This window comes from Affinibrenneria salicis, assembly GCF_008710095.1.
The window spans coordinates 64,725-76,613 of sequence record NZ_VYKJ01000006.1 but is presented as its reverse complement, the minus strand read 5'-3'; the positions used below and the strand labels follow the sequence as shown (position 1 = coordinate 76,613).

Below are 11,889 nucleotides of genomic sequence, written 5' to 3'. Positions count from 1 at the left end.
GCGGGGACCAGACCTGAGCTCCGCAGCGCGCGTTTCAATCAATAAAGGGAGTCGACCGTTAAGCCGGGTTCTGTCGTGGACAGTCATTCATCTAGGCCAGCAATCGCTCGCTGGCTCAAGCAGCCTACCCGGGTTCAGTACGGGCCGTACCTTATGAACCCCTATTTGGCCTTGCTCCGGGTGGAGTTTACCGTGCCGCGAACTGTTGCCAGCCGCGCGGTGCGCTCTTACCGCACCCTTTCACCCTTACCTGATCCCGTTTACACGGGCCATCGGCGGTTTGCTCTCTGTTGCACTTGTCGTAGGCTTGCGCCTCCCAGGCGTTACCTGGCACCCTGCCCTATGGAGCCCGGACTTTCCTCCCCTCCACCTGTCTCCCGCAGGGGACGGCAATGAAGCGGCGACTGTCTGGTCAACTCCGGCGCGGATAATAGGGCAAAATAGCCGGAATGTCACCCCTGAGCTGCATTCTCTTGCGTCTGGTTATCAAGCGCGTGGCGGTACAGCGCGTTTTTCTTCACGCCGTGGATCTCCGCCGCCAGCGCCGCCGCTTTTTTCAGCGGCAACTCGCGCTGCAGCAGGGCCAGCGTGCGCAGCGCCTCGGCCGGCAATTCGTCCTCGCTCGCCTGGTGGCCTTCCACAATCAACACCATTTCGCCTTTGCGCCGGTTCTCGTCCTCCAGCACCCACGCCAGCAATTCGCCGACCGGCGCGCCCTGAATGTTCTCCCAGGTTTTAGTCAGCTCGCGCGCCAGCACTACATAGCGCTGCGGCCCCAGTTCGTCCGCCATATCCTGCAGGCTTTCCAGCAGGCGGTGGGTGGATTCGTAAAAAATCAGCGTGCGCGGCTCTTCGCGCAGCGCGCGCAGCGTATCCCGTCGCCCCTTGCGTTTCGCCGGCAGAAAGCCCTCATAACAGAAACGATCGGACGGCAGACCGGCGGCGCACAGCGCGGTAATCGCCGCACAGGCGCCCGGCAGCGGCACCACGCGCACCCCCGCCTCGCGGCAGAGTCTGACCAGGTGATAGCCGGGATCGTTGATTAACGGCGTGCCGGCGTCCGACACCAGCGCAATGCTCTGCCCGGCCTGCAGTTTCGCCAGCAGTTGTTCTGCTTTTTGTTGCTCATTATGATCGTGTAATGCGAACAACCGCGCATTGATGGCAAAATGTTGTAACAGCAGACCGGTATGACGGGTATCCTCTGCGGCAATAAGATCAACGTGTTGCAGCACCTCCAGCGCCCGCCCGGTGATGTCGCCAAGATTGCCGATCGGTGTGGGCACAATGTAAAGGCTGGGCGCAGAAATATCTGCTTGTTGGTTTTGATTCATTGTTTCATCCGGGTTGCCGATTTAATATTGAGCATCTTGAAAAAAATATCACTGGACACAGTATGCTTTCCTTTAATTTTATCCGTACCCAGGCAGGACGCGCCATGCCTGTCGTACTGGCGGCGCTGCTTCTCACTGGCTGTCCGGGCCATGCGCCGCAAAGCCCGCCGCCCGCCGATGTGCAGGGCCAGGCCGCTGGCTCTTCCGCCTATTATCTGCAACAAATGCAGCAAAGCAGTGATAATAACAAGGCTGACTGGCAATTACTTGCCGTTCGTGCCTTCCTGCAGGAAGGAAAGCTGCCGCAGGCGGCGCAACAGTTGAATACTCTGCCGGCCGAACTGAACGACGCTCAGCGCCTTGAACGGCAATTGCTGAACGCGGAACTGCTGGCGGCGCAGAATCATACCCAGGCCGCGATCGCCGCGCTGGGATCGTTGGATGTCAATACGCTTTCCGACCCGCAGAAACAACGCTATTACCAGACGCTGATCAACGCCAGTCAGGGGCGTCCGTCCCTGACGCTGGTGCGCGCCATGATCGCTCAGGAAACGCTGCTGCAGGGGGATGCCCGGCAAAAGAATCTCGATCTCACCTGGCAGACGCTCAACAGCCTTTCCGCGCAGGACCTTTCCTCGCTGGTGATCGACGCCAGCGAAAACACGCTGCGCGGCTGGCTCGACCTGCTCACCACCTGGCAAAATAATCGGCAGTCGCCCGATCAGTTGAAGGCCGCTATCGAAGACTGGAAAGTCCGCTACCCGCACCATCCGGCGTCGACTCAGCTGCCCACCCAGTTGGATCAGGTGATTAATTTTCGCCAGACCGCCGTCAACAGCATCGCCCTGCTATTGCCGCTAAACGGCCAGGCCCAGGTGTTCGCCAACGCGATTCAACAGGGATTCAACGCGGCGAAAAACGGTCAGGCCACGCTGAACACGCCGTCGATACCCGCCGCACCCGCGACGACGGCAACACCGGCGTCCGCTCCCGTCGCGGTCGCCTCGTCAGCGGATGCGGCGACCGCCGGCGGCGCGGAACCTGCGCCGGCGGAATACAGCGCCTCGGTTGCGCCCGTCCCGGCGTCAGCGCCCGGTCTGCCGGCCTCTCTGCCGGTAAAAGTGTACGATACCACCACGCAGCCGCTGCCCGCCCTGTTGAATCAGGTGCAACAGGACGGCGCTTCGCTGATCGTCGGTCCGCTGCTGAAAAATGAAGTGGAGCAGATTGCCAACAGCCAGACCCCGATTAACGTTCTGGCCCTGAATCAACCGGAACATATTCAGAGCAGCCCGAATATCTGTTACTTTGCGCTGTCGCCGGAAGATGAAGCCCGCGATGCGGCGGCGCATATCCATCAGCAATCGAAACAGCAGCCGCTGCTGCTGGTGCCGCGCGGCGCGCTGGGCGATCGGGTGATTAACGCCTTCGCCGACGCCTGGCGGCGGCAGGGCGGCGGCACGCTGCTGCAACAGCGCTTTGGCTCGGCGGCGGAGTTGAAACAGGCCATCAACAGCGGCGCCGGACTGAGCCTGAGCGGCCAACTGGTGAACCCGGCCCCGGCTCAGCCGGCGCAAAACAGCGTAACCGTCGCCGGTTTGACCATCCCGGCGCAGGTTGAACCCAGCGCCGCCGCGTCGGTCAGCGGTAATGTGGATGCGGTATATATCATCGCCACGCCGGATGAGCTGGCGCTCATCAAGCCGATGATCGATATGCGCACCTCCTCGCGCAGCCGTCCGGCGCTGTACGCCGGTTCGCGCAGCTTCCAGTCGGGGTTGGGACCGGATTTCCGGCTGGAAATGGAAGGGCTGCAGTTCAGCGATATTCCGCTGCTGGCCGGCGCGAACCCGGCGCTAATGCAGCAGGTCAGCAGTCAGTTTAAGAACGACTACTCGCTGGTACGCCTGTATGCGATGGGGATGGACGCCTGGACACTGGCCAGCCACTTTGCTGAAATGCGCCAGCTTCCCGATCACCAGGTCGATGGCGCCACCGGTACGCTGAGCGCCAATCAGGATTGCGTGATCGGCCGCAAGCTGTCCTGGCTGCAGTACCGCCAGGGACAGGTGGTGCCGGCATCCTGAACCGGCGAGCCGCCGGCGCGGGCTACGAGCAGCAGGCCCGGCGCTATCTGGAGCGGGCCGGGCTGACCTTCGTGGCGGCCAACGTCAGCCTGCGCGGCGGCGAACTGGATCTGATTATGCGCGATGGACCGACCTGGGTGTTTGTTGAAGTTCGTTACCGCCGCAGCGACCGTTTTGGCGATGCGGCGTCCAGCATCACCCGCCGGAAACAACTCAGATTATTGCACGCGGCGGCAGTCTGGCTGATGCGACGGGGCGAAAGTTTCGCCACGGCCGACTGCCGTTTCGACGTGCTGGCGATAACCGGGGATCAGTTGTCATGGCTACCGGATGCGTTCAACGCACAGGGCTGACGATACCCGAGGATTTCAGGTTGCGACAAGGCGTCCGGCGAGGGATAAATCGGTCTGGAACCGATTCGAACAGCGCCAGCGCCGCCCCTGGCGACCCGCTTCAGCAATGAGGCGCGTTCATCCCGATGTGCATACACCAGTATGCGATTCGGGTGACAAATCCGCCGGGAGCGGGTTTGAACGCCGCTGGCCGCGGCCCCGCAGGGGCAAGGCTCCGGAGATGGGCCGAATAAGTGAGCGCAGCCAACGTACCCGCAGCCTGAAGGATGGCGGGTATACCTTATTCATGGATATTAACAAACGGGTTAACCCAACGTGCTGGATAGAATAAAAGTCTGTTTTACCGAAAGTATTCAAACCCAGATCGCGGCGGCCGAAGCCTTACCCGATGCGATCTCACGCGCCGCTATCGTTATGGTGCAATCATTACTGAACGGCAATAAAATTTTGTGCTGCGGGAACGGTACATCGGCGGCCAACGCCCAGCATTTCTCCGCCAGCATGATCAACCGCTTTGAAACTGAGCGCCCCAGTCTGCCGGCGATCGCACTTAGTGCCGATAACGTGGTCTTAACTGCGATTAGCAACGATCGCCTGCCGGATGAAATTTACGCCAAGCAGGTACGGGCGCTGGGGCAGACCGGCGATGTGCTGCTGGCGATCTCCACCCGCGGCAACAGCCGTGATATCGTGAAAGCGGTTGAGGCGGCGGTGACCCGTGATATGAGCATCGTGGCCCTCACCGGTTATGATGGCGGCGAACTGGCCGGGCTGTTGGGGCCGCAGGATGTGGAAATCCGCATCCCTTCGCACCGCAGCGCCCGTATTCAGGAAGTGCATATGCTGACGGTGAATTGCCTGTGCGACCTGATTGATAACACTCTTTTTCCACACCAGAACGATTAAGGAGCACTACATGAGGATAGGATCTGTATTTGCCGTGCTGTCTATCGCCCTGCTGTTGCAAGGTTGCGTCGGCGCAGTGGTGGTCGGCAGCGCCGCGGTCGCCACCAAAACCGCAACGGACCCGCGTACGGTAGGCACCCAGGTGGATGACGGCACGCTGGAAATGCGCGTCACCAGCGCGCTGAACAAAGACGAACAGCTGAAGAAAGACGCGCGCGTTATCGCGACGGCCTATCAGGGAAAAGTATTGCTCACCGGCCAGGCGCCCAATAGCGAATTGTCGAACCGGGCGAAACAGATCGCACTGGGCGTGGACGGCGCCAGCGAAGTCTACAACGAAATCCGCCAGGGCACGCCGGTCTCGCTGGGTACCGCCTCAATGGATACCTGGATCACCACCAAAGTTCGCTCGCAGATCCTGGCCAGCGACAGCGTGAAGTCGTCCAACGTTAAAGTCACCACGGAAAACGGCGAAGTATTCCTGCTGGGTCTGGTGACCCGGCGCGAAGGCAGTTCAGCCGCGGAGATCGCCAGCAAAATTAGCGGCGTGAAACACGTTACCACCGCCTTTACCTGGCTGGACTAAAGCCCCGCCTCCCGGCACAACGAACGCCGCGGATCAACGCTAACCTCTGAACATAACCCTGCCCTCGCAGGGTTATGTTCTGTCCCCTTCATACCTCAAATTGCAGGCGCGTTGTATTTGTTACTCGCCCCATCCACAGGGCTCGCCCTTGCAGGGCCGCCAGCAGAGTTCAACTCCACGGCCGGCAGACTTGCCGCTCACCCCAGGAACCTACGGCAATATGCTCCCGGGAATAATGAGAGACATTCCGCCTCTCGCCGAAGGTAGCCGTTGGCTGGATAAATTCGTTGCCGACGAATTTGTCGCTGTATCGCGCCCTCTGCAACTCGAATTATTTTGGGTATATATGAGCGCTTGCCGCGTCTCCGCCCGACTCGCCCGTCTCAGGGCATCAGGCCGATAAACGTCGTTTTTTTTCGCGGCTCGCTCATTAGCGCTTCAAGCCGCTGCACGCAGCGCAGATAGTGCGGCGTCCGCTTATGGGCCGCTACCGCCTGTTCGTCGCGATAAGCCTCATAAATATAAAAACGGCTGGGGATGCGCTCATCCTGCAGCACGTCAAAACGCAAATTGCCCGGCTCCTGAATAGCGCCCAGATGGTTATCCCGGAACACCCGAATAAACTCATCAATCTTGTCGTCCCTGACGTTAATTTCCACCAGTGTCACATGCATAACGTTTTCTCCCGACGGTTAACCTGCGGCGCGATCAGCCTTTTTCGTGCAGATAGCGCTGCCAGGCCTGCTCCACGCTTTCCCCCTGATGCACCACGGCCTGCACCGCTTTCAGCATGGCGACCGGCGCTTCTGACTGGAATATATTGCGCCCCATGTCCACGCCGGAGGCGCCCTGGTCGATCGCCCGATAGCACATGTCCAGCGCCTCGCGCTCCGGCAGTTTTTTGCCGCCGGCAATCACGATCGGTACCGGGCAGCCGGCCGTCACGCGTTCGAATCCGCTGTCCACGTAGTAGGTTTTAATGATCTGCGCCCCCATTTCCGCCGCGATGCGCGTCGCCAATGAGAAATAGCGCTGATCGCGCGCCATGTCCTTGCCCACGCCGGTTACGGCCATGGTCGGCATGCCGTAGCGCGCGCCCTGGTCCACCAGCTGGATAATGTTTTTTATCGACTGATGTTCATATTCGCTGCCGATGTAGACCTGCGCCGCCATCGCGGCTACATTCAGGCGCAGGGCGTCTTCAATCGCGACCGCCACCGCCTCGTTGGATAGTTCCCGCAATATGGAATTCGCGCCGGAGGCGCGCAGCACCACCGGTTTATTCACCGCCGGGCTGACGACGCTGCGTAAAATGCCGCGCGTACACATCAGCACATCGGTATGCGGAAAGAGCGGCGCGATGTGCAGATCGATGCGCTCCAGCCCGGTCGTCGGTCCCTGGAAATAACCATGATCGAAGGCCAGCATGACGGTGCGCCCCGAGTCGGGATTAAAAATCCGCGCCAGACGCGACTGCATGCCCCAGTCCAGCGCTCCGCTGCCCTTCAAAAAGAAGCGTTGATTTTCCTGCGCCACCCCAATGCCAAAGTTTTTACCATCGCGAATATCATCCAGATCGGCCATTCTAATCACCTCCCGTTTGCCCGCCCGACGCGGGCTATTGTCAGGGTCGGCCGGGCATGCGCGCCGGCCGGACATGGCTAAAAATCGTATTGATCGATGTTGTCTTTGCTGAATACCACCCGTTGCGGCAGCAGAACGATGCCGTTATTCGCCGCCTCGTACTGGTAGCCCTGTACGCTGTTCGCCACCACCTCGACCTCGCCGGCCTGCGGGATCGCCACTTTGTCGCCGATCTTCAATTCGCCCTTCTTCAGCATTTCATGCGCGACATAGACCGAAATGCGCCCCTGCTGAACCACATCCCACAGACCGAACGCCTTCACCGTGCCGCGCGTCACGTAGGGCCGCATCACATTCGGCGTGCTGAAGCCGACGATCGCCACATCGCTACGGCCAAGGTTTTCCGCCGCCTGCGCCGCCGCCGGCAGCGCATTGGCGTCCGGCGCGATAATCGCGTCCAGATCGCTCCAGGCCTTCAGAATGCCCTCCGCCGTCTGCAGCGATTTAGTGGCGTCGTTATAGCCAAACTGGGTGGCGACGATTTCCCAGCCGGGGTGCTCGCTGGCGATTTTCGCTTTCGCCTCTTTTACCCACTGATTCTGATCGGTGACCGTCGGGCTGGAATAGAAAAAGGCGACCTTTGCCTTGTCTTTTTTCACCTGCGCGGCCGCCATTTCGATCAGCATCGAACCGAGCTGCTGCGGCGTGCCCTGGTTGATATACAGCGAGCGACACTCCGGTTTGGTGTCGGAATCCCACGTCAGCACTTTGACGCCGCGCTGCATCGCGCGCTTCAGGGCCGGACACAGGCCGTCCGGCGACACCGCCGACACCACAATGGCGTTGTAGCCCTGATTGACAAAGTTATTGATAAGTTGCACCTGCCCGGACACGCTGGGTTCGGTCGGGCCGTCATAAGTCACATCAATGCCCAGCTCTTTGCCGGCCGCCAGCGCGCCGTTGCCGCCGCTGGTAAAGAAACCGACGCCCACCAGTTTGGGGATAAATGCGATGCGTTCGGCCGCGAGCGCCATACTGATCGGGAAAAACGTCAGTGCGCTCGCCAGCACGAGGTATTGCCAGCCTGGTCTGTTCATTATTCACTCCGTCTCGTTGCAGGATTCAGGAAAGGGCGCGGCGTTTACGCCAGCGCAACCATCCGTTTTTTAACGCGTCGCGATGCAGGCTGGCCGAACGGCCAATCACCGCCACGATCAGCAAGGCGCCGGCCAGCGCGCTGGATACCTGATTGGGCACGCCCGTCATCTGCAGCCCCTGCTGAAGGTAGCCCACCAGCAGCACCGCCAGCGCCGTACCGGCCATTGAGCCGGAACCGCCGTAAATGTTGGCGCCGCCCAGCACCACCGCGGTAATCGCCGGCATCAGCAGGGATGTACCCAGATCGGAGCGGGCGGAACCGAAATAAGAGACCAGCAGCACCGCCGCAATCGCCGAGGCCAGCCCGGTCAGGGCATACAGGGCGCACAGCGTGCGGGCGACCGGCAGCGCGCTATAGCGGGCGACGCGCGCATTCTGACCGATCAGAAAAACATTGCGCCCCGGCCGGGAGCGGTGCAGCAGCAGCCAGAAGAACAGCAGCAGCAGCAGAAAAAGCGCGAGCGGAACCGGAATCCCGGCCAGATCGCCGCTGGCGAAATCGGTAAAGGCGGCGGGAAAACCGCCGATGCCTTCATAGCCGGTGGCCCCCGCGATGCCGGACAGCAGCAGGGCGCTGCCGCCGAACAGGTACAGCGTGCCGAGGGTGATCACCAGAGGATTGACGCCGGTAAACAAAATCAGCCCGGCATTAAGCAGACCGCAGCACAGCCCCAGCGCCAGCGTCAGCGCAATGGCCAGCGGCAGCGGGACGCCCGCCTGGAACAGCACGCCGAGCGCGATCGCGCACAGGCCGATGGTGGAGGCGAACGAGATATCGATCCCGCCGCTGACAATCACCATGGTCAGCGGCAGCGCCACAATGCCGATGGCGATAAAGTCGCTGGTGCTGAACAGCAATACGTTCAGATCCAGCATTCTCGGGTTGGCGAAGCCGAACAGCAGGATCTCGCCGACCAGCAGAACAACCAGCGCCAGCTCCCAGCCGTAACGTTTAAGCGTCTCCATCATGCCACCCCACTCTTATTGTGCCGGGTCAGCGCCGCCGGCGGCGTATCGCGCGGGCGCGGCGGATCTGCCGCATCATGTTCGCCGGGCGAGGATGACGGTTTATCCGGCGTGAAGCGGGCATACTTTTGACGACGCAGATTTTTTTCCAGCGCGCTGCGCAGACGACCGTCAAACACCAGAACGCCCAGCAGCACCAGACCGGCGATAAAATCGTTCCACCAGGCGGGCAAACGCAGCATCACCAGCACGCTGTCGATTTGCGTCAGGAAATAGGCGCCCAGCACCGCGCCGGCCACGCTGCCCATCCCGCCCAGCAGGCTTACCCCACCCAGCACGCAGGCCGCGATCGCTTTCATCTCCAGCCCGCTGCCGGTCTGGTTGGGAACGAACCCGATCTGCGAAGCGAAGACAATGCCGGCCAGCGCCGCCATCAGGCCGTTGAAGGCGAACGCCATGATCCTGATTTGATTCACCGCGACGCCCAGATGGCGCGCGCCCTCCAGGTTGTCGCCCACGGCGTAAAAACTACGCCCGGCGGCGCGGGTTTTCAGCAGCCAGGCCACGCCCGCCAGCAGCAGCAAGATCAGCCAGCCGACCGGAGAGATGCCCAACAGCACCGGCGAGGACAGCGACTTCAGCGTCGTCGGCAGACCTTCAATCCACTTGCCGCCGGTCAGCAACAGCATCAGCCCGCGGTACAACCCCAGCGTACCCAGCGTGGCGACGATAGCCGGAATGCGCAGCCAGGCCACCAGTACCCCGTTCAACGCGCCGGCCAGCAGACCGGTCAGCAGCGTGAGCAGAGCTGCCGACCACAGGCCATAGCCCGCGTTAAGCAGACTGCCCAACGTGACCGCGCACAGCCCGGTAATCGAACCGACGGACACATCGATATTGCGCGTCAGCATCACCAGCGTGGAACCTATCGCCAGCAGGATCAGGATCTGCGCGCTGCTGAAAATCATGGTGAAGGTCTGCAGGCTGAAATAGCGGCTGTCCATCGCGCCCAGCAGCGCGAACAGAGCCAGAATCGCCAGCAGCGCGGTCAGTTCGCGATTGTTTTGCATCATCTTTAGCATAAGGACTCCTGGCTGGGATTCCGGCGACCGGCGCCGAAGGCGATATGCATAATACGATCGGCGGCGATCTCGCTGCCGCGCAGTTCGCCGCTCATCTCGCCCTGATGCATGACGAACACCCGATCGGCCAGTTGCTCGATTTCATCCAGATCGGAAGAAATCAGCAGTACCGCCACGTTCTGCCGCACCACATTGCGGATCAGCTGGTAGATATCCGCGCGGGCGCCTACATCCACGCCGCGCGTCGGCTCATCGATAATAAACAGCGCCGGACGCGCCTCCAGACAGCGGGCGATCAATAACTTTTGCTGATTGCCGCCGGAGAGCGTGCGGGCCGGCTGATCCGGCTGGTTGAAGCGGATGCCCAGCGCCCGCTGATAACGCGCCAGCACCGCCGCTTCACGCCGGGTATCGAGCCAGAAGCCGGCGCGATTGTAGGTCAGCGCGTTAACATTCCAGCTTAACGGAGCATCCAGATGCAGCCCCGACGACTGCCGGTCTTCCGGCAGATACACCAGCCCGCGCCGCAGTCGTTCGCCCGTGCTGCAGCGGGTAATCTCTTCGTCGTTCAGCCAGACGCGCCCCGCGCGCAGCGCGCGCAGTCCGTATAGCGACTCAGCCAGCTCGGTGCGGCCCGCGCCCACCACGCCGGCCAGACCGACGATTTCGCCGGCGCGGACCTGCAGCGAAACGTGCAGAAATCCTTCGCCGGTCAGGTCGTCAATGCGCAATACCGTCTGCCCGGCGTCGCCGGCGCGACGCTGACCGGGCAGCGCCAGCCACAGTTTCTGCGTATCGGACAGCGCCGGCTGACGCCCCTGCGGCATGATCGCCTGAATCAGCTGCTCATCGCTCAGTTCGCCCGTTTCGCCGCTCAGCGCAATACAGCCGTCGCGCATCACGCTGACCCGGTCGGAGATACGGCGAATCTCCGGCAGCTTGTGAGAAATAAACACCACGCCGACGCCCTGCGCCTGCAGATCCCGCACCTGCTGAAACAGGCGCGCCGTCTCGGCCGGCGTCAGCGAAGCCGTCGGCTCATCAAGGATCAGAATGCGCGCGTCTCGCATCAGCCCACGCAGAATCTCAACCAGCTGTCGGTCGGCCACCTCCAGCGATCCGGCGGGCGCGTTGAGCGCAAGATGAGCGCCCATCTTGCGCAACAGAAGCCGCAGCTTGTCGTCGTCCGCCTGATGGCGCGGCAAACGAAAAACAATATTTTCCCTGACGCTCAGGCTGGGAAACAGCATCGGCTCCTGCGGCACCAGATAAATTCCGGCCTGATGCGCCTTTGCCGGCGTCAGCGACGAACAGCGCCGACCGGCGATTTCAATCGTCCCGCTGTCGGCCGGCAGCACGCCGGCGATGATTTTCATCAGGGTCGATTTTCCGGCGCCGTTGCCGCCCAACAGAGCATGAACCTGGCCCGGCATCAGGTTGAAATCGATGCTTTTCAACACGCTGACGCCTGAAAACTGTTTACTGACGCCGCGCACCGCCAGTAGCGGCGCCGTTGCAGTCTGGTTAAGTGGCATCGGTTTCACCTTATCTATCCTTTATCTTTCAGGTTGCGGGCGCGCCAATCGCGCCCGACGCCTTGCTTTAAACCCGAAATCTGTTGGCGCTGTTCATGAACAAATGTATTTTTTAATTTATTATGTTCATAATCCTGGCGCAGGAATGGTGATAAAACCGTCAGGCGGATCACAATTCAGTATCAATCCTATTTCTTTACTGACAATGCATGTAACAAAAGAACAAACTGTCGGCGCGCTCACAGTTAGCCGCCCGCCATTAATGAACAATTGATTTAATATTTTGTGAGTGTTCAAT

At 61.0% G+C, this 11,889-nt stretch carries 12 protein-coding genes and 1 other RNA gene; 5 read left to right on the top strand and 8 right to left on the bottom strand.

What is annotated here, in order from left to right:
- Window positions 1–43 precede the first annotated feature (43 nt).
- Together rnpB and rsmI are read right to left on the bottom strand one after the other, a co-directional pair.
- Window positions 44–420, bottom strand: an RNA gene (gene rnpB / locus FJU30_RS13065) — RNase P RNA component class A.
- A gap of 32 nt (window positions 421–452) precedes the next feature.
- Window positions 453–1,334 carry a 16S rRNA (cytidine(1402)-2'-O)-methyltransferase gene (gene rsmI, locus FJU30_RS13060; protein WP_150435414.1) on the bottom strand — a complete coding sequence of 294 codons (882 nt, stop codon included), beginning with the start codon at window positions 1,332–1,334 and terminating at the stop codon, window positions 453–455.
- 62 nt (window positions 1,335–1,396) lie between these two features.
- Between rsmI and FJU30_RS13055 the strand changes: the two genes are divergently transcribed.
- From FJU30_RS13055 to dolP, 4 genes are all read left to right on the top strand, one after another.
- Entirely contained in the window at window positions 1,397–3,421 is a 2,025-nt protein-coding gene (locus FJU30_RS13055) for a penicillin-binding protein activator (RefSeq protein ID WP_150435413.1), read from the top strand.
- Complete coding sequence (locus tag FJU30_RS13050; RefSeq protein WP_191091603.1) at window positions 3,418–3,774, top strand: YraN family protein; 357 nt, start codon at window positions 3,418–3,420, stop codon at window positions 3,772–3,774. Before FJU30_RS13055 ends, FJU30_RS13050 begins: the two co-directional genes overlap by 4 nt.
- Before the next feature lie 315 nt (window positions 3,775–4,089).
- Window positions 4,090–4,680 carry a DnaA initiator-associating protein DiaA gene (diaA, locus tag FJU30_RS13045; protein WP_150435412.1) on the top strand — a complete coding sequence of 197 codons (591 nt, stop codon included), beginning with the start codon at window positions 4,090–4,092 and terminating at the stop codon, window positions 4,678–4,680.
- A gap of 10 nt (window positions 4,681–4,690) precedes the next feature.
- Entirely contained in the window at window positions 4,691–5,266 is a 576-nt protein-coding gene (gene dolP, locus FJU30_RS13040; protein WP_150435411.1) for a division/outer membrane stress-associated lipid-binding lipoprotein, read from the top strand.
- Window positions 5,267–5,649: 383 nt separating this feature from the next.
- Here the strand turns inward: dolP and lsrG are convergent, their stop codons facing one another.
- From lsrG to lsrA, 6 genes are all read right to left on the bottom strand, one after another.
- Window positions 5,650–5,940: a (4S)-4-hydroxy-5-phosphonooxypentane-2,3-dione isomerase gene (lsrG, locus tag FJU30_RS13035; protein WP_150435410.1), complete on the bottom strand. Its 291-nt coding sequence runs from the start codon at window positions 5,938–5,940 to the stop codon at window positions 5,650–5,652.
- Between the two features lie 34 nt (window positions 5,941–5,974).
- Window positions 5,975–6,850 carry a 3-hydroxy-5-phosphonooxypentane-2,4-dione thiolase gene (gene lsrF / locus FJU30_RS13030; protein WP_150435409.1) on the bottom strand — a complete coding sequence of 292 codons (876 nt, stop codon included), beginning with the start codon at window positions 6,848–6,850 and terminating at the stop codon, window positions 5,975–5,977.
- A 77-nt stretch (window positions 6,851–6,927) separates the two neighbouring features.
- Window positions 6,928–7,947: an autoinducer 2 ABC transporter substrate-binding protein LsrB gene (gene lsrB / locus FJU30_RS13025; RefSeq protein ID WP_150435408.1), complete on the bottom strand. Its 1,020-nt coding sequence runs from the start codon at window positions 7,945–7,947 to the stop codon at window positions 6,928–6,930.
- Window positions 7,948–7,972: 25 nt separating this feature from the next.
- The gene (lsrD, locus tag FJU30_RS13020; protein WP_150435617.1) at window positions 7,973–8,974 is read right to left on the bottom strand and encodes an autoinducer 2 ABC transporter permease LsrD; all 1,002 of its coding nucleotides are present in this window, start codon (window positions 8,972–8,974) and stop codon (window positions 7,973–7,975) included.
- A complete protein-coding gene (gene lsrC, locus FJU30_RS13015) occupies window positions 8,974–10,056 on the bottom strand; it encodes an autoinducer 2 ABC transporter permease LsrC (protein WP_150435407.1) in 1,083 nt (360 codons plus the stop codon). The genes lsrD and lsrC overlap by 1 nt, the downstream gene beginning before the upstream one ends.
- Window positions 10,050–11,591 (bottom strand): autoinducer 2 ABC transporter ATP-binding protein LsrA, encoded by a 1,542-nt coding sequence (gene lsrA / locus FJU30_RS13010; protein WP_150435616.1) that lies wholly within the window; start codon window positions 11,589–11,591, stop codon window positions 10,050–10,052. The genes lsrC and lsrA overlap by 7 nt, the downstream gene beginning before the upstream one ends.
- Here lsrA and FJU30_RS26840 point away from each other — a divergent pair.
- Window positions 11,503–11,865, top strand: a complete 363-nt coding sequence (locus FJU30_RS26840) for a hypothetical protein (RefSeq protein WP_191091607.1) — start codon at window positions 11,503–11,505, stop codon at window positions 11,863–11,865. The genes lsrA and FJU30_RS26840 overlap by 89 nt on opposite strands.
- The last annotated feature ends 24 nt before the right edge of the window (window positions 11,866–11,889 follow it).

Bases quoted from the DNA above. Each gene is read 5' to 3' on its own strand.
- dolP (WP_150435411.1), top strand. From the start codon at position 4,691: ATGAGGATAGGATCTGTATTTGCCGTGCTGTCTATCGCCCTGCTGTTG.
- lsrG (WP_150435410.1), bottom strand. From the start codon at position 5,940: ATGCATGTGACACTGGTGGAAATTAACGTCAGGGACGACAAGATTGAT.
- rsmI (WP_150435414.1), bottom strand. From the start codon at position 1,334: ATGAATCAAAACCAACAAGCAGATATTTCTGCGCCCAGCCTTTACATT.
- lsrB (WP_150435408.1), bottom strand. From the start codon at position 7,947: ATGAACAGACCAGGCTGGCAATACCTCGTGCTGGCGAGCGCACTGACG.
- lsrF (WP_150435409.1), bottom strand. From the start codon at position 6,850: ATGGCCGATCTGGATGATATTCGCGATGGTAAAAACTTTGGCATTGGG.
- lsrC (WP_150435407.1), bottom strand. From the start codon at position 10,056: ATGCTAAAGATGATGCAAAACAATCGCGAACTGACCGCGCTGCTGGCG.
- lsrD (WP_150435617.1), bottom strand. From the start codon at position 8,974: ATGGAGACGCTTAAACGTTACGGCTGGGAGCTGGCGCTGGTTGTTCTG.
- FJU30_RS26840 (WP_191091607.1), top strand. From the start codon at position 11,503: ATGCTTTTCAACACGCTGACGCCTGAAAACTGTTTACTGACGCCGCGC.
- lsrA (WP_150435616.1), bottom strand. From the start codon at position 11,591: ATGCCACTTAACCAGACTGCAACGGCGCCGCTACTGGCGGTGCGCGGC.
- FJU30_RS13055 (WP_150435413.1), top strand. From the start codon at position 1,397: ATGCTTTCCTTTAATTTTATCCGTACCCAGGCAGGACGCGCCATGCCT.